The sequence below is a fragment of the Bradyrhizobium sp. ORS 278 genome, from assembly GCF_000026145.1.
Lineage (GTDB): Bacteria > Pseudomonadota > Alphaproteobacteria > Rhizobiales > Xanthobacteraceae > Bradyrhizobium.
The window spans coordinates 2,978,496-3,004,404 of the sequence record NC_009445.1; the positions used below are offsets into that span (position 1 = coordinate 2,978,496).

The 25,909-nt window shown below is 64.9% G+C and carries 28 protein-coding genes; 21 read left to right on the forward strand and 7 right to left on the reverse strand.

Annotation, left to right across the window (positions count from 1 at the left end):
* The first annotated feature begins 151 nt into the window (after nucleotides 1-151).
* The 7 genes from BRADO_RS12980 (at nucleotide 152) to cynS (ending at nucleotide 6,766) form a co-directional block, all read left to right on the forward strand.
* Nucleotides 152-694 carry an OsmC family protein gene (locus tag BRADO_RS12980; RefSeq protein ID WP_011925784.1) on the forward strand — a complete coding sequence of 181 codons (543 nt, stop codon included), beginning with the start codon at nucleotides 152-154 and terminating at the stop codon, nucleotides 692-694.
* Nucleotides 695-728: 34 nt separating this feature from the next.
* A complete protein-coding gene (locus BRADO_RS12985; RefSeq protein WP_011925785.1) occupies nucleotides 729-1,850 on the forward strand; it encodes an acyl-CoA dehydrogenase family protein in 1,122 nt (373 codons plus the stop codon).
* A 49-nt stretch (nucleotides 1,851-1,899) separates the two neighbouring features.
* Nucleotides 1,900-2,775, forward strand: coding sequence for a sulfurtransferase (locus BRADO_RS12990; protein WP_011925786.1), 876 nt, complete (start codon nucleotides 1,900-1,902; stop codon nucleotides 2,773-2,775).
* A gap of 108 nt (nucleotides 2,776-2,883) precedes the next feature.
* Nucleotides 2,884-4,266 (forward strand): CmpA/NrtA family ABC transporter substrate-binding protein, encoded by a 1,383-nt coding sequence (locus BRADO_RS12995; RefSeq protein ID WP_011925787.1) that lies wholly within the window; start codon nucleotides 2,884-2,886, stop codon nucleotides 4,264-4,266.
* A 214-nt stretch (nucleotides 4,267-4,480) separates the two neighbouring features.
* The gene (ntrB, locus tag BRADO_RS13000) at nucleotides 4,481-5,320 is read left to right on the forward strand and encodes a nitrate ABC transporter permease (RefSeq protein ID WP_011925788.1); all 840 of its coding nucleotides are present in this window, start codon (nucleotides 4,481-4,483) and stop codon (nucleotides 5,318-5,320) included.
* Nucleotides 5,321-5,328: 8 nt separating this feature from the next.
* Entirely contained in the window at nucleotides 5,329-6,231 is a 903-nt protein-coding gene (locus tag BRADO_RS13005; protein WP_011925789.1) for an ABC transporter ATP-binding protein, read from the forward strand.
* A gap of 46 nt (nucleotides 6,232-6,277) precedes the next feature.
* Complete coding sequence (gene cynS, locus BRADO_RS13010; protein WP_011925790.1) at nucleotides 6,278-6,766, forward strand: cyanase; 489 nt, start codon at nucleotides 6,278-6,280, stop codon at nucleotides 6,764-6,766.
* Between the two features lie 78 nt (nucleotides 6,767-6,844).
* Here cynS and BRADO_RS13015 read toward each other — a convergent pair whose 3' ends face one another.
* Complete coding sequence (locus BRADO_RS13015; RefSeq protein WP_011925791.1) at nucleotides 6,845-7,162, reverse strand: DUF1476 domain-containing protein; 318 nt, start codon at nucleotides 7,160-7,162, stop codon at nucleotides 6,845-6,847.
* Between the two features lie 311 nt (nucleotides 7,163-7,473).
* On the opposite strand from BRADO_RS13015, the gene purC reads away from it, so the two are divergent.
* The 7 genes from purC to BRADO_RS13050 all read left to right on the forward strand — a co-directional run bounded on the left by purC (nucleotide 7,474) and on the right by BRADO_RS13050 (nucleotide 12,719).
* On the forward strand, nucleotides 7,474-8,241 hold the full coding sequence (gene purC, locus BRADO_RS13020) for a phosphoribosylaminoimidazolesuccinocarboxamide synthase (RefSeq protein WP_008974302.1): 768 nt from the start codon (nucleotides 7,474-7,476) through the stop codon (nucleotides 8,239-8,241).
* 13 nt (nucleotides 8,242-8,254) lie between these two features.
* Nucleotides 8,255-8,497 carry a phosphoribosylformylglycinamidine synthase subunit PurS gene (purS, locus tag BRADO_RS13025; RefSeq protein ID WP_011925792.1) on the forward strand — a complete coding sequence of 81 codons (243 nt, stop codon included), beginning with the start codon at nucleotides 8,255-8,257 and terminating at the stop codon, nucleotides 8,495-8,497.
* A gap of 20 nt (nucleotides 8,498-8,517) precedes the next feature.
* Entirely contained in the window at nucleotides 8,518-8,772 is a 255-nt protein-coding gene (locus tag BRADO_RS13030) for a hypothetical protein (protein WP_011925793.1), read from the forward strand.
* On the forward strand, nucleotides 8,769-9,470 hold the full coding sequence (gene purQ / locus BRADO_RS13035) for a phosphoribosylformylglycinamidine synthase subunit PurQ (RefSeq protein WP_011925794.1): 702 nt from the start codon (nucleotides 8,769-8,771) through the stop codon (nucleotides 9,468-9,470). The genes BRADO_RS13030 and purQ overlap by 4 nt, the downstream gene beginning before the upstream one ends.
* Nucleotides 9,471-9,636: 166 nt before the next feature.
* Nucleotides 9,637-10,203 (forward strand): hypothetical protein, encoded by a 567-nt coding sequence (locus BRADO_RS13040; protein WP_244423029.1) that lies wholly within the window; start codon nucleotides 9,637-9,639, stop codon nucleotides 10,201-10,203.
* Between the two features lie 257 nt (nucleotides 10,204-10,460).
* Nucleotides 10,461-11,720 (forward strand): DUF1236 domain-containing protein, encoded by a 1,260-nt coding sequence (locus tag BRADO_RS13045; protein ID WP_011925796.1) that lies wholly within the window; start codon nucleotides 10,461-10,463, stop codon nucleotides 11,718-11,720.
* Between the two features lie 261 nt (nucleotides 11,721-11,981).
* Entirely contained in the window at nucleotides 11,982-12,719 is a 738-nt protein-coding gene (locus tag BRADO_RS13050; protein ID WP_011925797.1) for a tetratricopeptide repeat protein, read from the forward strand.
* A 97-nt stretch (nucleotides 12,720-12,816) separates the two neighbouring features.
* Here the strand turns inward: BRADO_RS13050 and BRADO_RS13055 are convergent, their stop codons facing one another.
* Complete coding sequence (locus BRADO_RS13055) at nucleotides 12,817-13,299, reverse strand: PaaI family thioesterase (protein WP_011925798.1); 483 nt, start codon at nucleotides 13,297-13,299, stop codon at nucleotides 12,817-12,819.
* A 197-nt stretch (nucleotides 13,300-13,496) separates the two neighbouring features.
* On the opposite strand from BRADO_RS13055, the gene purL reads away from it, so the two are divergent.
* On the forward strand, nucleotides 13,497-15,707 hold the full coding sequence (purL, locus tag BRADO_RS13060; protein ID WP_011925799.1) for a phosphoribosylformylglycinamidine synthase subunit PurL: 2,211 nt from the start codon (nucleotides 13,497-13,499) through the stop codon (nucleotides 15,705-15,707).
* A gap of 329 nt (nucleotides 15,708-16,036) precedes the next feature.
* On the opposite strand, the gene BRADO_RS13065 is transcribed toward purL, so the two are convergent.
* Complete coding sequence (locus BRADO_RS13065; protein ID WP_011925800.1) at nucleotides 16,037-17,233, reverse strand: acyltransferase; 1,197 nt, start codon at nucleotides 17,231-17,233, stop codon at nucleotides 16,037-16,039.
* Nucleotides 17,234-17,650: 417 nt separating this feature from the next.
* Here BRADO_RS13065 and BRADO_RS33975 point away from each other — a divergent pair, with 417 nt between their 5' ends.
* On the forward strand, nucleotides 17,651-17,824 hold the full coding sequence (locus BRADO_RS33975) for a DUF1328 domain-containing protein (protein WP_011925801.1): 174 nt from the start codon (nucleotides 17,651-17,653) through the stop codon (nucleotides 17,822-17,824).
* Nucleotides 17,825-17,908: 84 nt separating this feature from the next.
* On the opposite strand, the gene BRADO_RS13075 is transcribed toward BRADO_RS33975, so the two are convergent.
* Nucleotides 17,909-18,271: a DUF427 domain-containing protein gene (locus tag BRADO_RS13075; protein ID WP_011925802.1), complete on the reverse strand. Its 363-nt coding sequence runs from the start codon at nucleotides 18,269-18,271 to the stop codon at nucleotides 17,909-17,911.
* A gap of 229 nt (nucleotides 18,272-18,500) precedes the next feature.
* On the opposite strand from BRADO_RS13075, the gene BRADO_RS13080 reads away from it, so the two are divergent.
* Together BRADO_RS13080 and BRADO_RS13085 are read left to right on the forward strand one after the other, a co-directional pair.
* Entirely contained in the window at nucleotides 18,501-18,740 is a 240-nt protein-coding gene (locus tag BRADO_RS13080; protein ID WP_011925803.1) for a BolA/IbaG family iron-sulfur metabolism protein, read from the forward strand.
* A gap of 36 nt (nucleotides 18,741-18,776) precedes the next feature.
* Nucleotides 18,777-19,982 (forward strand): low temperature requirement protein A, encoded by a 1,206-nt coding sequence (locus tag BRADO_RS13085; RefSeq protein WP_011925804.1) that lies wholly within the window; start codon nucleotides 18,777-18,779, stop codon nucleotides 19,980-19,982.
* Here BRADO_RS13085 and egtD read toward each other — a convergent pair.
* Together egtD and egtB are read right to left on the reverse strand one after the other, a co-directional pair.
* Entirely contained in the window at nucleotides 19,955-20,929 is a 975-nt protein-coding gene (gene egtD / locus BRADO_RS13090; RefSeq protein ID WP_011925805.1) for an L-histidine N(alpha)-methyltransferase, read from the reverse strand. The genes BRADO_RS13085 and egtD overlap by 28 nt on opposite strands.
* Before the next feature lie 57 nt (nucleotides 20,930-20,986).
* Complete coding sequence (gene egtB, locus BRADO_RS13095; protein ID WP_011925806.1) at nucleotides 20,987-22,240, reverse strand: ergothioneine biosynthesis protein EgtB; 1,254 nt, start codon at nucleotides 22,238-22,240, stop codon at nucleotides 20,987-20,989.
* Between the two features lie 304 nt (nucleotides 22,241-22,544).
* On the opposite strand from egtB, the gene grxD reads away from it, so the two are divergent.
* The 3 genes from grxD to BRADO_RS13110 are packed head-to-tail and all read left to right on the forward strand — an operon-like array spanning nucleotide 22,545 to nucleotide 24,697.
* Nucleotides 22,545-22,883: a Grx4 family monothiol glutaredoxin gene (gene grxD, locus BRADO_RS13100; protein ID WP_008961081.1), complete on the forward strand. Its 339-nt coding sequence runs from the start codon at nucleotides 22,545-22,547 to the stop codon at nucleotides 22,881-22,883.
* The gene (locus BRADO_RS13105) at nucleotides 22,880-23,449 is read left to right on the forward strand and encodes an O-acetyl-ADP-ribose deacetylase (RefSeq protein WP_011925807.1); all 570 of its coding nucleotides are present in this window, start codon (nucleotides 22,880-22,882) and stop codon (nucleotides 23,447-23,449) included. Before grxD ends, BRADO_RS13105 begins: the two co-directional genes overlap by 4 nt.
* A 30-nt stretch (nucleotides 23,450-23,479) precedes the next feature.
* Complete coding sequence (locus tag BRADO_RS13110) at nucleotides 23,480-24,697, forward strand: serine hydrolase (protein ID WP_011925808.1); 1,218 nt, start codon at nucleotides 23,480-23,482, stop codon at nucleotides 24,695-24,697.
* Between the two features lie 84 nt (nucleotides 24,698-24,781).
* On the opposite strand, the gene BRADO_RS13115 is transcribed toward BRADO_RS13110, so the two are convergent.
* Entirely contained in the window at nucleotides 24,782-25,849 is a 1,068-nt protein-coding gene (locus BRADO_RS13115; RefSeq protein ID WP_011925809.1) for a low specificity L-threonine aldolase, read from the reverse strand.
* Nucleotides 25,850-25,909: the final 60 nt, after the last annotated feature.

Genomic DNA, 25,909 nt, shown 5'->3' on the forward strand with positions numbered 1-25,909 from the left:
CATCGCGCTTGGGCAGGCGAGGGCAGGCCGATGTCCGTCATCATTCCCTAAGCCGCGAGGATCATTCCGCCTTTTGATTTTCAGGCTCCCTGGCACGCTTCGTGCAGGAAACAGACCGTTCGGTATCCTCGATCCCAGGGAGAGAAAAGAGATGACCGCTGTGGTTCAGAAGACGGCGTTGACGGGTTGCCTCGCCCCCATCGACAAGGGCGGCCTCGAGCAGCTCATCGCCAACGGCAAGGCCAACCCCAAGGTCATCAAGACACTGAAGTGCAAGACCGTCGCGGAAGGCAAGTTCCGTCACGCCAACTACATCCGCAATCTCGCGCCCTACATCGTCGATGAGCCGCCGGGCCTGCTCGGCGACGACACCGCGCCGAATCCGTCGGAAGCTTCGCTCGCCGCGCTTGGCTCGTGCCTCGCGGTCGGCCTGCACGCCAACGCCGTGCATCGCGGCTGGACCGTCAACAAGCTCGAGCTGGAGCTCGAGGGTGATCTCAACATCACCGCCGTCTGGGGCACCGGCGACGTCAGCGAGAAGCCGGTCGGCTTCACCGATGTGCGCGTCAAGGTCGACATGGAATGCGAGGGCATTCCGCAGGCGGAAATCCAGGCGTTGATCGATCACGTCAAGAAGTGGTCGCCCGTCGCCAACACCTTCACGCGCCCGGTCAATCTCGAAGTCGGCATCTGAGCTGGGCTTGCCGACTGAGGCAGCGGAGGATGTGATGGGTTCACTCGGACAGCATCTGGCGGTCAATCGTGCGGGCGTGACGCCCGTGCCGTCGATCGCGGAGCAGGTGGCGGCGATCGCGCGCACGGAGCTCGCGCCGCTCGCCTCTGGCATCGACGCCGGCACGGTGTATCCTGCCGACGTACTCCGCCGCTTCGGAGAGGTCGGCGCGTGGAGCAGCCACGTGCCTGACGGCGGAAGAGCGGATCTCAACAGCGCGATCGCGTCGATCGCGGCGATCGGCGAGGTCTGCGGCGCTTCCGCCTTCATGGCGTGGTGCCAGAACACGCTGGTCTGGTACATCGCCAATTCCGGCAACAAGGCGCTGGTTGATCGTCTGCTCGACGATGCTGCCAGCGGCCGATTGCTCGGCGGCACCGGGCTTTCGAACCCGATGAAGAGCTTCTTCGGAATCGAGAAGCTCAAATTGAAGGGGAGAAAGGTCGACGGCGGCTACGTCGTGCGTGGCGCGCTGCCCTGGGTCTCCAATCTCGGGCCGGACCACATGTTCGGCACGATCTTCGAGCGCGAGGATGCGCCCGGCGAGATCGTGATGTTCGTCGCCGACTGCGCCGATCCGGCGGTGACCTTGCAGCCGTGTCAGCCGTTCCTCGCGATGGACGGCACTGGCACCTACGGCATCCAGTTCCGCGACCTGTTCGTGCCGGACGAACTGATCCTCGCCGATCCTGCGGGACCGTTCGTCAAGAAGATCCGCGCCGGCTTCATCCTGCTGCAGGCCGGCATGGCGCTCGGCCTGATCAAGGACTGCATCAAGATCATGCACGAGGTCGAGGCGCCGCTCGGCCACATCAACCGCTATCTGCCGCAACAGCCGGTCGATTTCAGCGCGCTCGCCGACGAGCTCGCCAAGGAGACGGCTGAGCTCGCCGGCGATCCCTACAACACGGACGAGACCTACTGGCGCAAGGTGGTCGCGCTGCGGCTGCGGGCCGGCGAGGCCAGCGTCGCTGCCGCTCACGCCGCGATGCTCCATTGCGGAGCGCGCGGCTACATCAAGGGCAATCGCGCCGAACGTCGCCTGCGCGAGGCCTATTTCGTCGCGATCGTGACTCCCGCGACCAAACAGCTCCGCAAGATGCTCGCCGACGGCTGACGCCGGCGAGGACGGCAAACCAACAAATCCCATCCAGGAGAGGCCTGCCATGACGGACGTTCTGATTACTGCCGGCGAACTCGCCGAGTTCATCAAGACCGAACCGTGTGTCGTCATCGACACCCGCAATCCCGACGCCTACGCTGCGGGACATCTTCCCGGCGCCGTCAACGTCCACGAGATCTTCACCTATCTCGCGACCTCGACGCCGGAGGGCATCGCCGAACTGAAGACGAAATTCGCCGAGGCGTTCGGCGCCGCCGGCCTGTCGGGTGCCGAGACCGCCGTGGTCTACGAGCAGTCGATGAACTCCGGCTTCGGCCAGTCGTGCCGCGGCTACTTCCTGCTCACCATGCTCGGCTATCCCAAGGTGAAGGTGCTGCATGGCGGCTACGACGCCTGGGCCGCGGCTGGCCTGCCGGTGACGACCGATGTCCCGTCGCCGACGAAGGCGTCGTTCGCGATCGTGCCGGAGGCGGGCAGCATCCTGATCGATGCGAAGGCCATGCTGGCGGCCGTCGGCAATCCGGCCATCGCGATCCTCGACGTGCGTGATGTCGACGAGTGGATCGGCGATTCCTCCTCGCCCTACGGCAAGGATTTCTGCCCGCGCAAGGGCCGCATCCCCGGCGCGGTGTGGCTCGAATGGTACCGCATGATGAAGCCGACGGCCGAAGGTCCGCGCTTCAAGTCGAAGGACGAGATCCTCGCCGAATGCGCCACCGTCGGCATCACCCAGGATACGCCGGTCTATCTGTACTGCTTCAAGGGGGCGCGCGCGTCGAATACCTTCCTCGCGCTGAAGAACGCCGGCGTGAAGGATGTGCGCATGTATTTCGGCTCGTGGAACGAGTGGTCGCGCGACCCGTCGCTGCCGATCGAGGAAGGTCTCCCGATGCCGGCGCTGACCAGCAAAGCGGCATAGAAGCTGCATGAGATGCACATCCGGCCGCTGAAAAACGCGGCCGGATGAGCAGTTTGAAGGCGCTGAGAGCGCAAGTCTGGCAGTAGGTGTGACAAAGGGGCGCAGCACATGTCGATTTTCGATGATCCGTTCGATGCCGAGTCTCGCGTGAATACCGGTTGTATCTGCGGTGAACATCGCAGTCCGGCCGAACACGATCACGCGATGGCGCTGCGCTGCGATCCCGTCGTCGAATCCCAGCAGAAGCGCTACGAGAACGTCGTCGCCTCCGCCGTGTTGCGCGCGGTGTTTCCGGAAGCAGCCACGCGCCGCGCTTTTCTGAAGACGGTCGGCGCCGCCACGGCGCTCGCCGCCGTTTCGCAGTTCTTCCCGTTGAAGACCGCGACTGAAGCCTTCGCCGAAACCGGCGCGCCGGAGAAGAAGGATCTCAAGGTCGGCTTCATTCCGATCACCTGCGCGACGCCGATCATCATGGCGGCGCCGCTCGGCTTCTATTCGAAGGCCGGCCTGAACGTCGAGGTCGTCAAGACCGCCGGCTGGGCCGTCATCCGCGACAAGACGATCAACAAGGAATACGACGCCTCGCACATGCTGGCGCCGATGCCGATCGCGATCTCGCTGGGTCTCGGCGCGCAGCCGATTCCGTTCACCGTGCCTGCGATCGAGAACATCAACGGGCAGGGCATCGTGCTGTCGATGAAGCACAAGGACAAGCGCGACCCGAAGGACTGGAAGGGCCTCAAGTTCGCCATTCCGTTCGACTATTCGATGCACAACTACCTGCTGCGCTATTATCTCGCCGAGCACGGCATCGATCCCGACACCGACGTACAACTGCGCTCGGTGCCGCCGCCGGAGATGGTCGCGAACCTGCGCGCCGACAACATCGACGGCTTCCTCGCGCCCGACAACATCTGCCAGCGCGCGATCTACGACGGCGTCGGCTTCCTGCATATTCTCTCCAAGGAGATTTGGGACGGCCACCCCTGCTGCAGCTTCGCCGCCAGCCGCGATTTCATCACCACGGCGCCGAACAGCTTTGCCGCGCTGACCCGCGCCATCGTCGACGCCACCGCCTATGCGGCCAAGGCCGAGAACCGCAAGCAGATCGCGGAGGCGATCGCGCCGGCCAATTACATCAACGCACCGGTGACCGTGCTGGAGCAGGTGCTGACCGGCACCTATGCGGATGGTCTTGGCGGCGTGAAGACCGATCCGAAGCGCGTCGATTTCGATCCGTTCCCCTGGCAGTCCTTCGCGGTGTGGATGCTGACCCAGATGAAGCGCTGGGGCCAGATCAAGGGCGAGGTCGACTACAAGGCGGTCGCCGAGCAGATCTATCTCGCCACCGACACCCGCAAGGTCATGACCGAGATGGGGCTGACGCCGCCGGCCGAGTCGTACAAGTCGTTCTCGGTGATGGGCAAGAGCTTCGATCCGACCAAGCCGGACGATTACGTGGCGAGCTTCAAGATCAAGAAGGCGTCGTGATGCGGCGGATGGGTGCGGCGCTGCTAACCCCACCATCGGTGATGAAAAGGACGCCACCGACCACACCAACGGTGTCGTCCCCGCGAACGCGGGGACCCATACGCTGTGACCTCGCTTGGGGCAGGGCTGGTAGCGACGATCTTTTCTACCAACGCCCGCCTGTGGCTATGGGTCCCTGCGTTCGCAGGGACGACACCGATAGTGGAGCGACGGCATGACCGCCTCACTTCGTCTTCGTGCCGCCGTGGTCTCGATCGTGCTGCTCGCCGTCTTCCTCGGCGCCTGGCACCTCGCCACGCGCAGCACGGGCGCTGCTGCGAACATGAGCCCCGAATACGCCAAGCTGATGGGCATGACGGCGACGCAAGGCAAGTCCGCCATGCCCGGGCCGCTCGATGTCGGCGCCAAGCTGTGGGAGCATCTGAAGCGGCCGTTCTACGACAACGGTCCGAACGACAAGGGCCTCGGCATCCAGCTCGCGTTCTCGATTGGCCGCGTGATGCTCGGTTATCTCATCGCGGTGGCGATCGCGATCCCGCTGGGTTTCCTGATCGGCATGTCGCCCTTGATGAGTAAGGCGCTCGACCCGTTCATCCAGATCCTCAAGCCGATCTCGCCGCTCGCCTGGATGCCGCTGGCGCTCTACACCATCAAGGATTCCAGCCTGTCCGCGATCTTCGTGATCTTCATCTGCTCGGTCTGGCCGATGCTGATCAATACCGCCTTTGGCGTTGCGAGCGTGCGCAAGGAGTGGATCAACGTCGCGCGTACCTTGGAAGTGGGCAATTTTCGGCGCGCCTTCACGGTGATTTTGCCTGCAGCGGCGCCGACGATCCTGACGGGGATGCGGATCTCGATCGGCATCGCCTGGCTCGTGATCGTCGCCGCCGAGATGCTCGTCGGCGGCACCGGAATCGGCTACTTCGTCTGGAACGAGTGGAACAACCTGTCGATCACCAACGTGATCATCGCAATCCTGCTGATCGGCGTCGTCGGCATGGTGCTGGACCAGCTCCTCGCCCGCGTCTCGCGGCTCGTGACGTTTCCGGAGTAGGGCGCGGCATGACCGATAAATTCATCTCCATCGAGGGCATTGCCAAGCGTTACGAGGGCGCGCGGAGCACGACGATCTTCGAGAATCTCTGGCTCGGCATGGCGCGCGGCGAGTTCGTCTGCGTGATCGGGCATTCCGGCTGCGGCAAGACGACGGTGCTCAACATCCTGGCCGGGCTCGATGCGCCGAGCGAGGGCGTGGTCGTCGTCGACGGGCAGGCCATCGAAGGTCCGAGTCTCGACCGGGCCGTGATCTTTCAGAGCCATGCGCTGCTGCCGTGGCGGACAGTGCTCGGCAACGTCGCATACGCCGTCTCGTCGAAATGGCGCAAATGGGATCGCGCCAGGGTGAAGGCGCATGCGCTGAGATATATCGAGCTGGTGGGTCTGGCCGGCTCCGAGCACAAGCGTCCTTCCGAGTTGTCCGGCGGCATGAAGCAGCGCGTCGGCATTGCGCGGGCGCTGTCGATCACGCCGAAGATCATGCTGATGGACGAGCCGTTCTCGGCGCTGGACGCGCTGACCCGCGGCACGTTGCAGGACGAGGTCCGGCGCATCTGCGTCGAGACCGGGCAGACCGTGTTCATGATCACCCACGACGTGGACGAGGCGATCTATCTCGCCGACAAGATCGTGCTGATGACCAACGGGCCGGGCGCGGTGCTGGCCGAGATCGTCGAGAACCCGCTGCCGAAGGACCGGCTGCGCGGCGATTTGCATCGCCATCCGCTGTACTACGCGCTGCGCAACCACATCATCGATTTCCTGGTCAGCCGCAGCAAGAGCTTCACCGCTGAGACGCCGGACCATGATCCCCGCAAGGTGCCGGTGGTGAAGATCGGCCGCACCGAGCCGACGATCGTCGCGTCCAAGCCGGCTGACAGCGACGCGCCTCAGGCCGTCGCGCGCTGACGCTCAGAAGAAACCCTCAACGAAGGCCCATCAAGGGAGACCAAGCATGAAGCGATCCGACCTCACCGAAAAGCTGCTCGACATCAAGCGCGAGAAGGGCTGGAGCTGGAAATACATCTGCGAGAAGATCGGTGGCTATTCCGAGGTTCTGATCGTCGGCGCCATTCTCGGCCAGATGAAGCTGACCAAGCCGCAGGCGGCGAATGCCGGCGAGTTGTTCGGTCTCTCCAAGAGCGAGGTCTCGATGCTGAACGAGACGCCGATGCGCGGCGAGGGCGTGCAGATGCCGCCGACCGACCCGCTGATCTATCGCTTCTATGAGCTGGTGATGATCAACGGCCCGGCCTGGAAGGAGCTGATCCAGGAGGAGTTTGGCGACGGCATCATGTCGGCGATCGATTTCGACATGGTGATGGAGCGCCTGCCGAACGCCAAGGGCGACCGCGTCAAGATCACGATGTCGGGCAAGTTCCTGCCGTACAAATACTACGGCGCGAGCGGCAACGTGCCGGAATATGGTTTCAAGGAAGAGTAGCGAGTAGCGAGCCGCGAGGAGCGAATAGGGGAAAACGACATCCCTATTCGCTACTCCCAATTCGCTCTTCGCAAATTATTACTGTCCCGCTTTGATCTGCGCGACCGCCGTCGCCAGCAGTTCGCTCATCTTGGCGCGGATCTCGGCCTCGGTGACGCCCTTCGCGGAGAGGTCACCCAGCACCTTGCGCACGACGTCGGCGTCGCCAGCTTCCTCGAAATCGGCCGCGACGACCTCCTTTGCGTAGGCGTCGGCATCAGCGCCGGCCTTGCCGAGCTTTTCGGCCGCCCACAGGCCGAGGAGCTTGTTGCGGCGGGCCTCCGCCTTGAATTTCAATTCCTCGTCATGGGCGAACTGCTTCTCGAACGCGTCCTCGCGCTTGTCGAACGTGGTCATGGCCGGAACTTCCAGTGTTGCCGAAAAGGGTTAACCGCGCTGGCGGTTGCGGGGCGGTTTCCGCATGCCTAAATAATTGGAACACAACGCCAATACAACGGGCACGAGGCCGCAGGGAAGGCCGGTAAAACTAAGGTCCGGGGGACCGGATCGATTGTGCTCGGGACCCCAATGGGATAGGTTCGAATTGGCCCGGTTCTTGTTCTGTTTCCGTCACGATCCGGGCCCTCGCGGCAGCTCCGTCGTGGTCCTGTCCAAAGTCATCCGGAGCCCACCATTTCATGGATTTCAACAAAACACGGTACATCCCAATGAGCCGTCGGCGTCGCATTTATGAAGGCAAGGCCAAGGTCCTGTACGAAGGTCCCGAGCCGGGCACCCTGATCCAGCACTTCAAGGACGACGCCACCGCCTTCAATGCCAAGAAGCACCAGGTGATCGAAGGCAAGGGCGTCCTCAACAACCGCATCTCGGAGTACCTGTTTCAGCACCTCAACGACATCGGGGTGCCGACCCACTTCATCCGCCGCCTCAACATGCGCGAGCAGCTGATTCGCGAGGTCGAGATCGTCCCGCTCGAGGTCGTGGTGCGCAACGTTGCGGCGGGTTCGCTGTCGCAGCGCCTGGGCATCGAGGAGGGCACCCAGCTGCCGCGTTCGATCATCGAATTCTATTACAAGAACGACCAGCTCAACGACCCCATGGTGTCGGAGGAGCACATCACCGCGTTCGGCTGGGCCACGCCCCAGGAGATCGACGACATCATGGCGCTCGCCATTCGCGTCAACGACTTCCTGACCGGGCTCTTCCTCGGCATCGGCATCCGCCTGGTCGACTTCAAGATGGAATGCGGCCGGCTGTTCGAGAACGAGATGATGCGGATCATCGTCGCCGACGAGATTTCCCCCGATTCGTGCCGGCTGTGGGACATCAAGTCGAACGAGAAGCTCGACAAGGACCGCTTCCGTCGTGATCTTGGCGGCCTCCTGGAGGCCTATACCGAGGTCGCCAAGCGGCTCGGCATCCTGATGGAGAACGAGCGTCCGGCGGGCTCCGGCCCGGTCCTGGTCAAGAGCTAAAGGGAATCAAGACGTGAAAGCGCGTGTCACGGTGACACTGAAAACCGGCATCCTCGATCCCCAGGGCAAGGCGATCGAGGGCGCCCTCAAATCGCTCGGCGTCGATGGCGTCGCCAGCGTGCGCCAGGGCAAGGTGTTCGACATCGAGCTCGCCGGCGCCGACAAGGCGAGCGCGGAGGCGGCCCTGAAGGCCGCCGCCGACAAGCTGCTCGCCAACACGGTGATCGAGAATTACCGGGTGGAGCTGCTGGGGTAGAGGAGTTCTCGGGGTAGGCAATGACTGCGGTCACCAACGAGCTGATGTACGATGTTTCGAAGTCGATCCAGGCGCGGCTCGCGCAGGTCGACGGAAAGATCGACGAGCTGAAGTTGGCCGAACAGGCGTCGCGCACAGCCCAGATTGCTCTTCGTCAGGAGATCACTGGCATTCACCAGGAGCTCTCCAGGATTCACGCCACTTTGGTTCGCTCCGAGGGCCGTCTCGATCGCATCGAGCGGCGCCTCGAACTCAACGATGTGCCCACGCTATGAAATCCGCTGTCCTCGTCTTCCCCGGCATCAACCGCGAACGCGACATGGCCCGCGCGCTGCGCATGATCTCCGGCCATGAGCCCGCGATGGTCTGGCACGCCGAGACGTCGCTGCCAAAGGGCACCGACCTCGTCGTCGTCCCCGGCGGCTTCTCCTACGGCGACTACCTGCGCTGTGGCGCGATCGCGGCGCGGGCGCCGGTGATGGACGCGGTGCGCGATCACGCCGCGAAGGGCGGACTGGTGCTCGGCGTCTGCAACGGCTTCCAGATCCTGTGCGAATCCGGCCTGCTGCCGGGCGTGCTGATGCGCAACGACCGGCTGAAGTTCATCTGCAAGGACGTGCATCTGCGCGTCGAGCGTTCGGATTCGCCGTTCACTCGCGGCTACAATGCGGGCCAAGTCATCCGCGTGCCCGTCGCCCATGGCGAGGGCAACTACGCGGCCGACGAGGAGACGTTGAAGCGGCTCAATGGCGACGGGCGCGTGCTCTATCGCTACTGCTCGGCCGAGGGCGAGGTCGGCGACCTCAGCAACATCAATGGCGCGGCGCATTCGATCGCCGGGATCGTCAACGAGAACGGGAATGTGCTCGGCATGATGCCGCATCCCGAGAATCACGTCGAGGACATCATGGGCTGCACCGACGGCCGCGGCCTGTTCGCCGGCCTCGTCGCCCATCTCGACCGCGCGGCCTGATCGGCTCGCCGTGCTTCGTCACGTGTCATTCGGCCGCTCATAGGCCGGGCCTATCAAAGGGCGATTGGTGATCGAGGTTGCGGGACGTTCCTCCATCTCCTGGATCGTCCCTGACGTCCGCTCTTGCCTCGATCCCTGCCTCGATCCCGACGGTGCCTTGATGTCGATGATGCCTTTCACTCGGCGCGCCCCGCGCTGGCTGCTGTTGTCCGCGTTGCTTTCGGTCGTCGCCGGCGTCGGTGCGGCGCGGGCCGAGACGCCAGCGGTAGCGCCCTCGGCCGCCGCTGCACCGTTCGCGGTGAGCGGTTGGAAGCCGCAGCGGCCGAACGGCACCGACGTGACCTTCTTCCTGTGCGAGGACGCCAAATGCGGCCCTGGCGCGAAAGTCAGCTATCGGCTCTATCCGCCGAACACGACCATGACGATCGAGCAATTCCGCGCCTCGCAGGAGCAGACCATCAAGCTGCTGGATCAGCGCGTGCCCGGCCAGACCACCACGATTCTCGGCGTCGATGGCGACAAGGGCACCGGCGTGCCGCGCGTGTTTCGCGTGCGGCGCCTGAAGGTGGCACCTGATGGGACCAAGGAGTATCAGGTCAGCGGCGTGCTGTTCGGGGTGAAGGGCAGTGCAAGCCTCATCAGCTCGGCGGACAGCGAAAAGGGCAGCACCAGCAACTTCGCTCAATTCGCGGCTCCCGTCATGATCCTGCTTGGCTCGCCGCTGCGTCGATGATCTAAGCCGCGCCCCTTCCCGGACGACGCTGCCCGCTTCGACGCGTCCGGCGGCGGTGAAGAGGTCGTTCATCGAATTCGTTCCGCAGTTTTTTCTCGCGCCGTCCGGCAACGCCGGGCGGTTGTTTGCGTTGTCCGCCCGCGAATGGGGCAGGGAACCAAGGAGGTTCTCATATGACAACGAAACATTGGCTGGGAACGGCCGCGATCATCCTGGCGATCGGCACGGCATCAGGTGCTGCATCGGCGCAAGGCGACATGAAGCGTGAAGGCGGGGCGGCTGCCCCGACCGCCCGTGAGGCGACCAAGCCCGCGGGCGAGGCCAAGAGCGAGGTGAAGGGCGGCGCGGCGGCCGCAGAGCGCGGCGCGTCCGAGACGCGACAGAGCGCGCAGGAGCGCCGCAGCGAACCGGCAGCAAGTGGGCGCGAGCAGGCACAGGAACGCTCCTCTGAGCGGCCGGCGCATGACGCCAAGCAGAGCGCCGAAAGCAAGGGCGGTGCTGCCGCCGAGCGCGGCCGTGATGCCAAGGAAAGCGCAAAGGAGAGCGCTGAGACGAAGTCGGTCACCGACGGTAAGCAGTCGGACAGCAAGTCCAAGGCGGAGTCGACTAAGGCCGAGTCCAAGCAGGAGCAGGACCGCGCCGCCGAGTCCAAGTCTGGCGCGACGGACCGGAAGTCCGACCGCGAGGCCGATCGCAACACCCCAGACAAGGACAAGACCCGGCAGAGCCAGGACGAGCGCAAGACTGGCACGTCCGACAAGGCCGCGGACAAGGCTGGCGACAAGCAGGACAACGACCGCAACAAGCAGGCCAATCAGCCGGGTGGCACCGAGACCAAGAGCTCGACCGCGCAGCAGAACCCGCAGACCGGTCCGGCTGGCGCTGGTCCGCAGACGGGACAGGCCAACAACCAGACTCAGCCGAACGGCAACCGCACCAACGCCCAGGTCCAGGTCAACGAGCAGCAGAAGACCCGCGTGGTCGATCAGCTCCGCCGCGATCACGACTTCGACCGCGCGCGCACCGATATCAACATCAACGTCAATATCGGCGAGCGCCTGCCGGAGCGCGTGCGGCCGCGTCCGCTGCCGTCGGATATCGTCACCATCGTGCCGGAATATCGCGGCTACGAGTACACCGTCGTGCATGACGAAATCGCGATCGTCGATCCGCGCAGCCGCGAGATCATCGACGTCATCTCGCCAGACGGCCGGCGTGCCGATCGTGGCTATGACCGCGGCGGCTATGGCGTGAACTCGACGCGGATCGTGCTGTCTGACGATCAGCGCCAGATCCTCCGCCGCGCTGTGACCGACACGGGCACGGTCGGTTCGACGACGTCTTCGTCCTCGACCTCGTCAGGCTCGAGCTGCCTGAGTCTGCGCCGCGTGCCCGATGAGCTCGCTCGCGCCAATCCGGAGCTCGCCAACTACCAGTATCTGGCGATCGGCGAGCAGGTGATCCTGGTCGATCCGCGCGACCAGAAGGTGGTGCAGGTCATCGACCAGCAGCAGTAGTAAAGCCGCAGCCATATACGTGGCGAACGGGGAGCGGAAGCGCAACGCGCTTCCGCTCTTTGTCTTGTCCCGCCTCGATGAAGGGCAATCGCCGTACGCCCAGCGGACGTGATCTCAAGACGGCTTGAACCCGCCGTTGCAGTGATGCGTCAAACCGGCAGGACCTGATGAGCCAGCGCTGGCTACAGGATTGTCCATCGCACATCGCCACGCTATCAACGTCGGCGTGTAGCGTTGTTGGTTGTGGGGTGGGGGTCTGCCGTGCCGATTGCACTTGTCGTTCTGTTGCTCGACATCTCGCTGATCTATCATGCCTCCCGCACCGGCCGCCTGCAGCCCTGGGCCTTCATCATCCTGATGGTCCCGATGATCGGCGCTCTGGCCTACATCGTGGTCGAGCTGGTGCCGGAATGGCTCGGCAGCCACGACGTCCAGAAGGCGCGCAAGCGCGTCGCCAACAAGCTCGATCCCGAGAAGTACTACCGCGAGTTGTCCGATCGTGTCGCCATCACGGATACGATCGCCAACCGGGCCGCGCTCGCGGAGGAATGCGTCGCGATTGGCCGCTATGACGAGGCTGAGCGGCATTACGACCACATCCTGAGTCTGCCGATGGGGCATGAGGCGATCTTCGCCCTTGGCAAGGCCAAGGCGCAATTCGCACGCCGCCGTCCGGCGGGGGCGCTGGCAACGCTGGACGACCTGCAGAAGACCTGGCCCGATTACAATTCGGCCGAGGCGCATCTGTTGTATGCGCGGTCCTTGCAGGACGCCGGTCGTACCGACGAGGCGCTGGAGGAGTATCAGGCGCTTCTGGACTACGCACCCAGCAGCGAGGCAAAGGCGCGCTATGGCACGCTCCTCAAGCTGGTTGGGCGCGTCGACGAGGCCAAGGTGGTCTTCACCGAGCTCTTGATCCAGATGAAGCGCTCACCCCGCCACGTCCGCAAGGCCCAGGCCGAGTGGATCGCGCTCGCCGAGAAGCAGATCGCGGGGTAGGGCCGTAGCCCGGATGAGCGCAGCGACATCCGGGTTCACATGAGCTGTGTGCGAGAACCCGGGTATTGCTGCGCTCACCCGGGCTACGATTTTCGCCCTACGGCGAACTCGCCGTCTCCGGCGTCCGCCGCTTCACCCGCTTGATCGTCCCGGAAAACGAGAACAGCGGCTTGGTCCCGGAATGCAGCATGCCGCGCAGGAAGATCAGCGAGGCGCCGGCGCGGGTGACCTCGCCGGTGGCCTCGATCAGCTCGCCCTCGCGCGCGGCATCGAGGAACTCGGACGAGAACGATACCGTCACGCCCGGGCCTTGCAGAATCGGGGCGGCGAAGGCGAACAGGCAGTAGTCCGCGAAGGTCATCAGGCAGCCGCCATGGACGTTGCCGGCGCCGTTGAGGTGCTTCTTCTCGACCCGGAAAGCGCAGCGGATCGCGCCGTCCTCCTCCATCCGGTGCCAGAACGGGCCGGTGTGGGATTCGTAGCTGTCGCGCATCCAGGTGCGCCAGCCGGCGAACTCGCCGTCGGTCGCGATGTGGATGCCAGGGCGGTTCTCGAAGGCGGACCGGGACAGATCGTGCACGTGAAGGAGCCTTTAACTGTTGATTGACCGTCTTAAATCCGATCAACCGATAATCTGCAAATATCCCGCCAGACGGTCCGGACCAAAGCTCTGGACAGGGCGGATGAGGGCCGTAAAAGGCCTTTTCGCATCAGGCCCGGCTTTCTATGAAGCAGGGTTTAAGGGACCAGCGGCCCTCGGGGCAAAGGCATTTCTCCATGCGCAATGAACCGCAGATCACCCCCGAGCTCGTCGCCGCCCACGGCCTGAAGCCCGACGAATATGAGCGCATCCTGAAGCTGATCGGGCGGGAGCCGACTTTCACCGAGCTCGGCATCTTCTCGGCGATGTGGAACGAGCATTGCTCGTACAAGTCGTCGCGCATCCATCTCAAGGGCCTGCCGACCAAGGCGCCCTGGGTGATCCAGGGGCCGGGCGAGAATGCCGGCGTGATCGATATCGGCGACGGCCAGGCCGTCGTGTTCAAGATGGAGAGCCATAACCATCCGAGCTACATCGAGCCTTACCAGGGTGCCACTACGGGCGTCGGTGGCATCCTGCGCGACGTCTTCACGATGGGCGCGCGCCCGATCGCCTGCCTGAACGCGCTGTCGTTCGGCGCCCCGGAGCACCCCAAGACCAGGCACCTCGTATCCGGCGTCGTCGCCGGCATCGGCGGCTATGGCAACTCCTTCGGCGTGCCCACCGTGGGCGGCCAGACCCGCTTCCACACCCGCTATGACGGCAACATCCTGGTCAACGCCATGGCCGTCGGCCTTGCCGACGCCGACAAGATTTTCTATGCGGCCGCTTCCGGCGTGAACATGCCGATCGTCTATCTCGGCTCCAAGACCGGCCGCGACGGCATCCACGGCGCCTCGATGGCCTCGGCCGAGTTCGACGATTCCTCCGAGGAGAAGCGCCCGACGGTGCAGGTTGGCGACCCCTTCGCCGAGAAGCTGTTGCTCGAGGCGTGCCTGGAGATCATGGCCGCCGATTGCGTGATCGCGATCCAGGACATGGGCGCGGCCGGCCTGACCTGCTCGGCGGTCGAGATGGGCGCCAAGGGTGACCTCGGCGTCGACCTCGATCTGGACTCCGTGCCGACCCGCGAGACCGGCATGAGCGCCTATGAGATGATGCTCTCCGAGAGCCAGGAACGCATGCTCATGGTGCTGAAGCCGGAGAAGGAGAAGGAGGCCGAAGCGATCTTCCGCAAATGGGGGCTCGATTTCGCCGTGGTCGGCTACACCACGCCGAGCAAGCGCTTCGTCGTGAAGCATGGCGGTGACGTCATGGCCGACCTGCCGATCAAGGAGCTCGGCGACGAGGCGCCGCTCTACGATCGTCCGCATGTGGCGTCGCCCGCGCTGCCGGTGATCCATGCCCGCGAGGTCAAGGCGCCGATGGCCATCATCCCGGCGCTGGAGAAGCTGATCGCGACGCCGGACCTGTGCTCCAAGCGCTGGATCTGGGAGCAGTACGACCACGTCATTCTCGGCAACACCGTACAGCGCCCCGGCGGCGATGCCGCGGTCGTGCGCGTGCAGGATGGCCCGAAGGGGCTGGCGCTCACCGTCGATGTCACGCCGCGCTATTGCGAAGCCGACCCGTTCGAGGGCGGCAAGCAGGCGGTGGCGGAAGCCTGGCGCAACATCACCGCGGTCGGCGGCCGGCCGCTCGCCATCACCGACAATCTCAATTTCGGCAATCCGGAGCGGCCCGAGATCATGGGCCAGTTCGTCGGCTGCCTGAAGGGCATCTCGGAGGCCTGCCGGGCGCTCGACTTCCCGGTCGTGTCCGGCAACGTCTCGCTCTACAACGAGACCAATGGGCGGGCGATCCTGCCGACGCCCTCGATCGGCGGCGTCGGCTTGCTTGACGACTTTACCAAGTCCGCCAGCATCGCCTTCAAGACTGAGGGCGAGGCGATCCTGCTGATCGGCGAGACCCACGGCTGGCTCGGCCAGTCGGTCTATCTGCGCGACGTCTGCGGCCGCGAGGAGGGGGCTCCGCCGCCGGTCGATCTCGCCGCCGAGAAGCGCATCGGCGATGTCGTCCGCGGCATGATCCACGCGGGAACGGCGACTGCCGCGCATGATCTATCCGATGGCGGCCTGCTGGTCGCGCTCGCCGAGATGGCCATGGCTTCCGGCATCGGCGCGCGCCTCTTGGCCGCGCCTGCCTCGATCGTTCCGCATGCCTATTGGTTCGGCGAGGACCAGGCGCGCTATCTGGTGACGGTGCCGGAGACCGAGGCGGGCCGCGTCCTCGCCAAGATGCGCGGCGCCAACGTGCCGTGCACGCGCATCGGCACCACGGGCGGCACGGCCCTGGCGATCGCTGGCGAGGCCTCGGTCGAGGTCGCGACGCTCAGGACCCGGTTCGAGAGCTGGTTGCCGGGATACATGGGCGGCGCCGCCGCTTAAACCTCCACTGTCGTCCCGGACAAGCCACGACGGCGCACCGCGCCGACGTGGCGCCGGGGACCCATACACCGCAGCCGCTAGTCTATGGTCGCGCACGCTGGTCGCCGACCCGCACCACAACAAGGTGCTGTGGGTATGGGTCCCTGCGTTCGCCTGCGTTCGCAGGGGCGACGGCGTTTGTGGTGGGCGCAGTCGCCGTTCCACGTGCGTCATTGCGAGCGAAGCGAAGCAATCCAGGGGTCCAGCGGGACTCCTGGATTGCTTCCGCGGAGCTTCGGGCTATGGCGGACGAGGCGTCGCTTCGCTCCTCGCAATCGCGATAGAGAGGCCTACAGCACGTTCTTCGACCCCGGAATCTGCCGCAGCACCCAGGTCGCGCCCCAGCTCAAGAGCACGCTGCCGATGAAGGCGATCGTCGCCTTCGCGATCGCCGGCAGGTTGAGGTCGAACAGCCAGTACTGGATCCATAGCACGATCGGATAGTGCACGAGGAACATGCCGTAGGCGTCGGCCTGCATGCGATCGAGCACGGAGAACTCCGAGCGACGATGATTGAGGAAGTAGGACAGGATCGCGAACATCATCGCCGCGCTGAAGATGACGAAGAAGAAGCCGTAGGCTCCCTCGTACCAATGCGGCAGCACCGGCGGATTGCCGAGCACTTCGCGCTTGATCGTGATCAGCACCCAGAGCAGCGCGTAGGGCACCAGTGTCACGACGATCCAGGCGCCGAGACCGCGTTGCGACATCTGTCCTTCGGAGGCCAGCAGGCCGCGCTCGAAATTGGCTGAGCCGATGCCGGCGCCGGCGTAGAAATAGGCGGCGTAGAGCAGCACGCGGCTGGCCTGCACCGAGAAAGGTCCGGCCTCGAACCAGAAAGTCGGCCCGAAATACAGCCGCGACGGAATGTAGAGCAGGCCCGTGATCAGGAGGAACACGAGAAAGAAATCGCGTGGCTGCGCGAAGCCGCGCAGCGACAGCCGGTTGATCGGCTCGAGCAGGCGCGGCGAGACCCGGTAGAGCAGGGCGGCCGACGTGTCGAAGGCGAGCAGCACCCAGATGAACCAGACAGGGCCGCTCGGCCACGGACCAACCGTCACAGTCTTCCACCAGAAGGCGGAGAAGCTGGTGTCAGGGTTGGCGCGCAGCTCGATCGCATAATAAGCGAGCGGAATCAGCGTCAGCGCGGCGATCACGAACGGCAGGCCGAGCCGCAGCAGCCGGTCCCGCAGAAATTGCAGTGTCGTCTTGTGGGCAAGGCCCGACCACACGAACAGGCCCGACAAGAAGAAGAACATGGCCATGAAGAAGCTGTCGGTGGCCAGCACGATGCCGTCGAAGCCGAGGAAGGAGGTCGAGTCGGTGTGCCCGAAGTAAGTGTAGGGGATCACCGCGTGATGCAGCAGCACCACCAGCGTGAGGAAGGTGCGCGCATGGTCGAGTGCAGCATTGCGCGCCCGCGCCTTTGGCCGGACCTGCATCTCGACCTTGGCGGCCGCCGCCGATTGCGTAACCGATATGACCATGTGCCCCCCGAGAGCCGCGCCGCTGTTGCCGTGCCCGTGCCGCCGCCGTGAGGTCGGGCCCCGCGACGCGGGCATGCAAACCTCGATCCAGGACTGCGCGAGCTGAAATGAATGAGCTCGTATGACCTGGCGGCGTCCGCCTTCGCAACAGATCCGCGAGTGACGTCGTCCAAGTATCAGATTTTCTGTTCGCTGGTGCAAACCAGCAAGCGCAGCGGCCCACAAGACGGTTTCGCACACACTCGCGGAAATTCAGCACTCACGATCGTTACGTCTCACCGGCCGCTGACGTTACGGGCCATGAGGCCCGGAGTTGCGCAATCCCGGGCAGAACGCGTAACGGCCGCAGGAACCGGTTCCCGACGCCGCCGTTAGTGAGGCGACGCGCCGACGCGGCGCGAACCGGAGGACCATACCGTGACTCTTCTCAAATGGGCGCTGCTGTTTTTCGTGATCTCCGTCGTTGCCGGCATTCTCGGCTTCACCGGGGTCTCGGCAGCCTCCGCCGACATTGCGCGGATCCTGTTCTACATCTTCCTGGTGATCTTCCTCGTGCTCCTGATCCTCGGGCTGACGATCTTCAGGGTATAGCGGGTGAGCCGCTAAACGATCGCGGCGATCGCCACGCCCAGGTTCGGCCCCGAGCCGACCTGGTGGCCGGGGATCAGCCCGCGATCAATCCGCCACTTCTTCGATCCGAACCTTGTCCGGATAAAACGCCAGATGGCCCGTAATCTCGGTCATCGCGGGGAAAGGCGTCTCGTAGCTCCAGATGGCATTGTCCAACGTCTTGCCGGGCGTCACGACGCTGAAATAGCTGGCGTCGCCCTTGTAGGGGCAATGCGTGACCCGATCCGTCTTCTTTAGCGCGGCCATGTTGGCATCGGCTCGCGGCACATACTGAACGGCCGGATAGCTCGCTTCCTTCAGCGTCAGCGCGCGGGTGGTTTCGGCGATGACGACGCCATCAGCCACGACGCGCACACGTTTCGGATTGGGTGTGATGGTGATCGGGTGATCCGGCCCTGGAAGCTTCATGTCCTCTCCCTCATCCCTCACGAGCGCCCGGGTGCGTCACCCGGTCATGCATCTTGTGTCTCTGCGCACTATATAGTGGTTCCGGGCGTGACCTCGAAACCGGTCCGCGCTAAATTCCGCCATCACGGTCGCGCGAGAACGCCTTGATTCGTGCTGTTCAGCGGGCCAAACAGGCGGCTGAAAGCCGCGGCGCTGTCGACCTTCGCCGCTGAAAAGGAGATGTACCGGGATGCCCATGGATGCCCACGTGATCGAGGAGATGATCAAGGCCGCCATTCCCGACGCCCAGGTGACCATTCGTGATCTCGCCGGGGACGGCGATCATTACGCTGCCACCGTGATCTCCGAAGCGTTCCGCGGCAAATCCCGCGTACAGCAGCATCAGCTTGTCTATCAATCGCTGCGCGGCCAGATGGGAGACGTCCTGCACGCGCTGGCGCTTCAGACCGGGGTGCCGGACCAACGCTGACAGGGGCTGCCACGCGGCAGCACGCATCGGGGGAAGATGGCGGTGAACAATCCGCGCGGCGCGCTGTTCCGCGTCATCGAGCCGAATCAGCACGGCCGGGTCACCTTCGTCGAATTGTTCTTCGATCTCGTCTTCGTCTACGCGGTGACGCAGATCTCGCATTACCTCCTCGGCCATTTCACGCTCCTCGGTGCCTTCCAGACGGGGATGCTGTTCCTCGCGGTCTGGTGGGTGTGGGTCTACACCGCCTGGGTCACCAACTGGCTCGATCCCGAGAAGGCGCTCGTCCGCGCCCTCTTGTTTGCCCTGATGCTCGCAGGGCTCATGCTGTCGATGTCTATCCCGAGGGCGTTCGAAGACCGGGGGCTGTGGTTCGCGCTGGCCTATGCGGTCATGCAGGTCGGGCGCACGGCGTTCTGGTGGACGGCGACGCCGCCGCAGCGGGCGGCCGTCCGCCGCAACGCGGCCCGCATCCTGTCCTGGCTGAGTACGTCCGCCATGCTCTGGCTGCTCGGCGGCTTCGCCGATGGCTCGACGCGCATGGCGCTATGGAGCGCGGCGCTGGCGCTCGAATACGTCTCCCCGGCGGTTCGTTTCTGGGTCCCGCGGCTCGGCGCCTCGACGGTGGAAGACTGGATGGTCGAGGGCGGCCACATGGCGGAGCGCTGCGCCGGCTTCATCATCATTGCGCTCGGCGAGTCGATCGTCGTGACCGGCGCAACCTTTGCCGATCTCGAATGGACGGGTGCCAACGCGGCGGCTTTTGCTTGCGCTTTCGTCGGCACCGTCGCGATGTGGGCGGTGTATTTCAACCGTGGCGCCGAGGCCGGCGCGGAGATGATCTCGCAGTCGCGCCAATCCGGGCTCGTCGCGCGCTCCGCCTATACGTACCTGCACATGCCGATCGTGGCCGGCATCATCGTTTCGGCGGTCGGGGACGAGATCGTCCTCAAACACCCGCTCGGCCACACGGACTTCACCGCCGCGGCGGTGCTGATCGGAGGACCCTTCGTCTTTCTGGCCGGAACCATCCTCTTCAAGCGCGAGGTCCGCGGATTTCTCCAACTCTCGCACGGCGCCGGTCTGCTTGGTCTGATCGGCCTTGTCTGGTTCGCGACCGCACTGTCGCCGCTGGTTCTTTCAGCGCTGACGAGCGCGCTCTTGGCGATTGTGGCGCTGTGGGAGGTGCTGTCGCTGCGGTCGAAACCGGAGCCTCATGCCTCCTCGGCGACGAGCGCCTGAACCGAGAACATTCTGTCCGCATCGGTCCAGACCGTCCGGACCTTCCAGCCGGAGCCGCGGGCCAGCGCGCCAAAGCGCTCGATGCTGTATTTGTAGCTGTTTTCGGTGTGGATGCTCTCGCCGGCCCGGAACGACACGGTGGTGCCGAGCAGCCGGGCCGTCTGCGGCTTGCGGGCAACCAGATGCATCTCGATACGGTGCTGCTCGCGGTTGTAAATCGCCCGGTGCACAAAGGCGGACAGGTCGAAATTGCCGCCGAGCTCGCGGTTGATGCGCAGCAGCAGGTTGAGGTTGAAGCGTGCGGTCACACCGGCCGCATCGTTGTAGGCCGCATGCAGGACGCGCTCGTCCTTCTCGAGATCGACGCCGACGATCATCAATGCGCCGGTGCCGAGGATCTCCCGCGCCGACCGCAGGAAACGGCAGGCTTCATGCGGCTCGAAATTGCCGATCGTCGAGCCCGGGAAGAAGCCCACTTTCGGCTTGCCGGCAGTGGCTTCGGGCAACTTGAACGCGGTGGTGAAATCGGCAATCACCGGATGCACGGCGAGATTGGGGAAGTCCCGGCGCAGGTCGTCGGATTGAGCCGTCAAAAAATCACCGGAAATATCGACCGGCACGTAGGCCGCAAAGCGGCAGCTCTTCAACAGCAGCCGCACCTTCGTGGTCGCGCCCGCGCCGAACTCGATCAGCGCCGCATCTGAAGGAATGATTGCCGCGATCTCGGCGCCGCGATCCCGGAGAATGCCAAGCTCGGTTCGTGTCGGATAGTACTCCGGCAGCCGCGTGATCTGCTCGAAAAGGTCGGATCCGGCCGCATCGTAGAAGTATTTCGGCGAGAGTTGCTTCGGCTGACGGGTCAGGCCCGCGACCGCGTCCTGCGCGAAGGCCGAGGTCTTATCGTCGGGAAGATGGGCATCGACCAGAGCGTTGACGTGCACGTTCATGATACTCTCCTGGACGCGCACAAGCGCGACGATCGGCAACAAATATTCGAGGCTTTGTCAGCTGTAATCAGCAAGCCGAAGCCCCGTGAACTGCCAGCGGTGATGAGGATAGAAGAAGTTGCGGTAGGTGACGCGGCTGTGGTCCTCCGGCGTCGCCAGCGACGAGCCGCGCAGCACGAGCTGATTGACCATGAACTTGCCATTGTACTCGCCGAGCGCGCCCTCGATCGGACGGTATCCGGGATAGGGGCTGTAGGCGCTGCGCGTCCACTGCCAGACGATGCCGAAGGCGTCGTTGAGCTGGTTGCCGCGCGCGGCGACCTCCCACTCCATCTCGGTCGGCAGATGCTTGCCCGACCAGCGCGCGAAGGCATCGGCCTCGTAGTAGCTGACGTGGCAGACGGGTGCGTTGGGGTCGACGGACTTCAATCCGCCGAGTGTCATGATCTTCCATTCGTCTTCGACCATGTACCAGTGCCCGGGCGCCTGCCAGCCTTCGCGGCTCGCGGCGGCAAAACCGTCCATCAGCCAGAGGGTGGCGGTGGCATAACCGCCGTCCGCCATGAAAGCGAGCCATTCGGCATTGGTGACGAGGTTGCGAGCGATCTTGACCGGACCGACGAGGGCACGGTGGGCGGGTCCCTCATTGTCGAAATGATAGCCGTCACCGGCATGCCCGACGGTGTGGATGCCTTCGGCGAGGCTGATGCAGTCCTGACCGCTGCCCGCAGGTGCAGGAAAGCTCCAGGAGGGATCGTAGGCCGGGGCGGTCGGATTCTGCGCGAAGGCATGAAGGATGTCGGTCAGCATCAGCTCCTGATGCTGCTGCTCATGGTTGAGGCCGACCTCGATCAAGGATTCGACTGCCGCCAAGGTCGCAGGGTCGGCTTGGCCGAGGAATTCGACCACCGCGGCATCGACGTGCCGCCGATAGGCCGTCACGTCGGCGACCCCCGGCCTGGTGATCAGGCCACGCTCGCCGCGCGTGTGGCGGGGGCCCGCACTGACGTAATAGGAATTGAACAGAAAAGCGTAATCCGGATGATAAGGGGCGTAGCCTGGGCAGTGTGCGCCGAGCACGAACTGTTCGAAGAACCACGTTGTGTGGGCGCGGTGCCATTTGATCGGGCTGGCATCCGGCATGGACTGGATGACCTGGTCCTCGGGGCTGAGCGGCGCCGCGCGGCGCTCCGTTTCGCCTCGGACCGCGAGAAACGCATCGATCAGCCTGCCGGCCAAGGAGCCTGGGCCGGGGGTCTGTGGCGCATCTGTGATGGGGAGCGGGGCCGCGGCGGAGGCTGAACTGGTCACGAGGGTCTCCGTGTGAATGGAGAGAACGATGTTCGACGGAACATGTTCCTTTGGGCAGTTCGTCCTAGATAGGGGCTTGGTTACGGGATGAAACCCTCGCTCCGGCTATAATATTGCTGTCATCAGGCTATGGCGGCGGCTCCGCCGGGCCGGGAGGCCGATCCTCGGCATTTTACTTTGGCTGACCAACGGTTTGCGCTACATATAGGGGGAGTGATGGTCGGCTGGGGACGGGCTCCGTCCCGGCGCGGCCAGCGCGCACCGAGCCCCAGGCGTTCCTTGAGGCGCCCTAGAGGAAGCGAAGATGAGCATCGAGCAATTCATTGACAACGAAGTGAAGTCCAACGACGTCGTGCTGTTCATGAAGGGGACGCCGCAGTTTCCGCAGTGCGGATTTTCCGGCCAGGTCGTGCAGATCCTCGACCATGTCGGCGTCGGCTATAAAGGCCTGAACGTGCTGGAATCGGCCGAGCTCCGCAACGGCATCAAGACGTTCTCCAACTGGCCGACGATCCCGCAGCTATATGTGAAGGGCGAGTTCATCGGCGGCTGCGACATCGTCCGCGAAATGTTCCAGAGCGGCGAACTGCAGCAGCTGTTCACCGACAAGGGCATTCCGGTCGGCACGGCGGCCTCAGCCTGAGCTATCGCGTCCGCACCATCGGCGCGACCCGCTTCGAGGTCGTCACCGCCGACATCACCAAGCTCGGCGTTGACGCGATCGTCAACGCCGCGAACTCGTCTCTGCTCGGCGGTGGCGGCGTCGACGGCGCGATCCATCGCGCGGCTGGGCCGGATCTCGCCATGGAGTGCCGCATGCTCCATGGCTGCAAGACCGGCGAGGCCAAGATCACCAAGGGCTACCGGCTGCCGGCGCGCCATGTGATCCACACCGTCGGCCCGGTCTGGCAGGGCGGCGATCGCGGCGAGCCGGAGCTGCTCGCCTCGTGCTATCGTCGCTCGATCGAGCTGTGCCACAAGCATCTTCTGGACTCGGTTGCGTTCCCCGCGATCTCGACCGGGATCTTCCGCTTTCCCGCCGATCGTGCGGCCGCGATCGCGGTCGCCACTTCGATCGAGGCCATCAGCGAGGAGACCTCGCTCTCTCAGATCGTGTTCTGCTGCTTCTCCGAGCAGAGCGCCGAGCTGCACGACGCGGCGCTGAGCGAGGCGATCGCCAGCCGCTTCCGTGCCGGTCCGCCGCGGTGATCGCGATCTCTCGGCATCGGAGCAGCTAGCATGGATCGGCTGATCTCGCGGCGGACGCTGCTCAGCGCGTTGCTCGCGGCGCCGGTTCTGCCCGTTCTGGCTGGCGCAGACGCAGCATCGCATCGCGCTCTCGATCGGCAAAGTCTCCGCGAGGTCTCCGCCTATTTCGAGAACGAGATCGCGGCCGGCAACATTCCCGGCGCTGTCGTCCTGGTCCAGCAGCATGGCAGTCCGGTGCTGCTGCAGAGCTTCGGCTGTCGCGATCCCGCGAGCCGCGCTGTGATGACCGAGGATTCGATCTTTCGCATCTACTCGATGTCGAAGCCGATCACGTCGGTCGCGGCGATGATGCTGGTCGATGAGGGCAGGCTGAGGACCGACGATCCGCTGTCGGCCTATATCCCGGCTTTTGCGGATGTCACGGTCGACGGTGCGCCGCTGGCACGTCCGATCACCATCCTGGATCTGCTGCGCCACACCTCTGGCCTCACCTACGGCTTCTACGGCGAGACGGCGGTCCGTCGGCTCTATGCGGCCGCACCGCTGTTCGACGGCGACATCGACAACGCCACCTTCGTCGATCGGCTCGCCCGGCTGCCGCTGGCCGAGCAGCCCGGCATGCTGTGGGACTACGGCCATTCGACTGACGTGCTTGGACGGGTGATCGAGGTCGCGTCCGGCCGATCGCTCTTTCAGTTCGAGCGCGAGCGGTTGCTCGGTCCGCTCGGGATGCGCGAGACGGCGTTCTTCCTCGCCGACCAGAGCCAGCGCGGCCGTGTCGCGGAGCCGTCGCCGCGCGACTGGTTCGATCGTCCGATCGCCGGGCTCGACGATCCCATCCGTCCGCGGCGCTGGGAGTCCGGCGGCGCGGGGATGATCAGCACCATCTCTGACTACGCGCGGTTCGCGCAGATGCTGCTGAATGGCGGCGCGCTGGACGGCCGCCGTTATCTCAACGCCGAGACCGTGGCGCTGATGACGCGGGATCATGTCGTGGAAGCGGGGATTGCGCGTGATGACCTCTATTTTCCGGGCGCCGAGCACGGCTTCGGCCTGGGTTTCTCCGTGCGCCTCGTCGACAAGCCGCCGCTGCCGCGAGGCGAATATGGCTGGGACGGCGTCGGCGGGACGTTCTTCTTCATCGACCCCGCCGACGATCTGTTCGTCATCGTCATGATGCAGGCGCCCTCGCAGCGCGGGCGCATCGCGAGCGACGTGCGGCGGCTGGTGTATGAGGCGCTTGCGTAGCCCGGATGAGCGAAAGCGACATCCGGGGTTTCACGAGCCTTATCGGTGAAGCCGCATGTCGTTGCGCTCATGCGGGCTAAGAGTTCATGCTCCCCGCACGATCTCCCTCACATGGCCGACCATCTCCTCGATCATCGCTGCGGTTACATCGAGATGGGTGCAGGCGCGGATGCGGCCGTCCATCATCGCGAGCAGCACGCCGCGCTTGCGGAGTTCGCTCACCATCCTGTCGCCGGGCACGCCGGCGCCGTCGGGCTTGAAGAACACGAGATTGGTCTCCGGCTCCTGCACCTCGATGCCGTGAATCTGCGACAGCCCGCGCGCCAGCGCCCGCGCATTGGCGTGATCCTCGGCGAGCCGGTCGACGTGGTGATCGAGCGCGTAGATGCAGGCCGCCGCGACCACGCCGGCCTGGCGCATGGCGCCGCCGAGCCGCTGCTTCCAGCGCCACACTTCATCAATGAATGCCGCGCTGCCGGCGAGCACGCCGCCGATCGGCGCGCCCAGCCCCTTGGAGAAATCGATCCAGGCGGAATCCCAGCCAGCGGTCATCTCGGCGGCGGGGATGCCGGTTGCCACGGTCGCATTCAGCAGCCGCGCGCCGTCCATGTGCGTCGCCATGCCGCTCGCCTTGGCGATCTCCACGATCTCGTCGAGGGCGGCCTTCTTCCAGATCGTGCCGCCGCCGATATTGGCGGTCTGCTCGACGCTGACGACGGTCTGCGGCGGCTGGTAGCGCGAGCGCGGATGCAGCGCAGCCCGGAACGTCTCCGACGTGAACTGGCCGTCGGGCCCCTTCAGTTGCGTCACCTGGAAACCGCCGAGCGCGGCATGCGCGCCGCCCTCGCGCGAGATGATGTGCGCGGTCTCGTGCGCCAGGATCTCGTCACCGGGACGGCAATGCACCAGGGTCGCGGCGACGTTGCACATCGTGCCCGAGGGCATCAGCACCGCGGCTTCCTTGCCGAGCAGGGCGGCGACGCGGGCGGTGAGCTCGTGCACGGTCGGATCGTCGCCGATCTGCTCGTCGCCGACCTCGGCCCGCGCCATCGCCTCGCGCATCGCGGCGGTCGGGCGCGTCTGCGTATCCGAGAGCAGGTTGACGCGCACGGGCGGCGCCTTGGGATCGCGTTGCGGCGGGGTGTAATACATCGGCAGTCCTCGTTGGCTTTCACGCCAGGACCTTACCCAACTCGCGACCCTCCCGCAAAA

What these genes read in the sequence shown, in the direction of transcription:
- BRADO_RS13115 (WP_011925809.1), bottom strand. Translation starts at nt 25,849, where the DNA reads ATGTATTACACCCCGCCGCAACGCGATCCCAAGGCGCCGCCCGTGCGC.
- BRADO_RS13080 (WP_011925803.1), top strand. Translation starts at nt 18,501, where the DNA reads ATGCCCATGGATGCCCACGTGATCGAGGAGATGATCAAGGCCGCCATT.
- BRADO_RS13040 (WP_244423029.1), top strand. Translation starts at nt 9,637, where the DNA reads ATGATGCCTTTCACTCGGCGCGCCCCGCGCTGGCTGCTGTTGTCCGCG.
- BRADO_RS12990 (WP_011925786.1), top strand. Translation starts at nt 1,900, where the DNA reads ATGACGGACGTTCTGATTACTGCCGGCGAACTCGCCGAGTTCATCAAG.
- BRADO_RS12995 (WP_011925787.1), top strand. Translation starts at nt 2,884, where the DNA reads ATGTCGATTTTCGATGATCCGTTCGATGCCGAGTCTCGCGTGAATACC.
- BRADO_RS13085 (WP_011925804.1), top strand. Translation starts at nt 18,777, where the DNA reads ATGGCGGTGAACAATCCGCGCGGCGCGCTGTTCCGCGTCATCGAGCCG.
- BRADO_RS13015 (WP_011925791.1), bottom strand. Translation starts at nt 7,162, where the DNA reads ATGACCACGTTCGACAAGCGCGAGGACGCGTTCGAGAAGCAGTTCGCC.
- BRADO_RS12980 (WP_011925784.1), top strand. Translation starts at nt 152, where the DNA reads ATGACCGCTGTGGTTCAGAAGACGGCGTTGACGGGTTGCCTCGCCCCC.
- BRADO_RS12985 (WP_011925785.1), top strand. Translation starts at nt 729, where the DNA reads ATGGGTTCACTCGGACAGCATCTGGCGGTCAATCGTGCGGGCGTGACG.
- purQ (WP_011925794.1), top strand. Translation starts at nt 8,769, where the DNA reads ATGAAATCCGCTGTCCTCGTCTTCCCCGGCATCAACCGCGAACGCGAC.
- BRADO_RS13030 (WP_011925793.1), top strand. Translation starts at nt 8,518, where the DNA reads ATGACTGCGGTCACCAACGAGCTGATGTACGATGTTTCGAAGTCGATC.
- ntrB (WP_011925788.1), top strand. Translation starts at nt 4,481, where the DNA reads ATGACCGCCTCACTTCGTCTTCGTGCCGCCGTGGTCTCGATCGTGCTG.
- BRADO_RS13005 (WP_011925789.1), top strand. Translation starts at nt 5,329, where the DNA reads ATGACCGATAAATTCATCTCCATCGAGGGCATTGCCAAGCGTTACGAG.
- grxD (WP_008961081.1), top strand. Translation starts at nt 22,545, where the DNA reads ATGAGCATCGAGCAATTCATTGACAACGAAGTGAAGTCCAACGACGTC.
- purC (WP_008974302.1), top strand. Translation starts at nt 7,474, where the DNA reads ATGAGCCGTCGGCGTCGCATTTATGAAGGCAAGGCCAAGGTCCTGTAC.
- BRADO_RS13045 (WP_011925796.1), top strand. Translation starts at nt 10,461, where the DNA reads ATGAAGCGTGAAGGCGGGGCGGCTGCCCCGACCGCCCGTGAGGCGACC.
- cynS (WP_011925790.1), top strand. Translation starts at nt 6,278, where the DNA reads ATGAAGCGATCCGACCTCACCGAAAAGCTGCTCGACATCAAGCGCGAG.
- BRADO_RS13065 (WP_011925800.1), bottom strand. Translation starts at nt 17,233, where the DNA reads ATGGTCATATCGGTTACGCAATCGGCGGCGGCCGCCAAGGTCGAGATG.
- BRADO_RS13075 (WP_011925802.1), bottom strand. Translation starts at nt 18,271, where the DNA reads ATGAAGCTTCCAGGGCCGGATCACCCGATCACCATCACACCCAATCCG.
- BRADO_RS13110 (WP_011925808.1), top strand. Translation starts at nt 23,480, where the DNA reads ATGGATCGGCTGATCTCGCGGCGGACGCTGCTCAGCGCGTTGCTCGCG.
- egtD (WP_011925805.1), bottom strand. Translation starts at nt 20,929, where the DNA reads ATGAACGTGCACGTCAACGCTCTGGTCGATGCCCATCTTCCCGACGAT.
- purL (WP_011925799.1), top strand. Translation starts at nt 13,497, where the DNA reads ATGCGCAATGAACCGCAGATCACCCCCGAGCTCGTCGCCGCCCACGGC.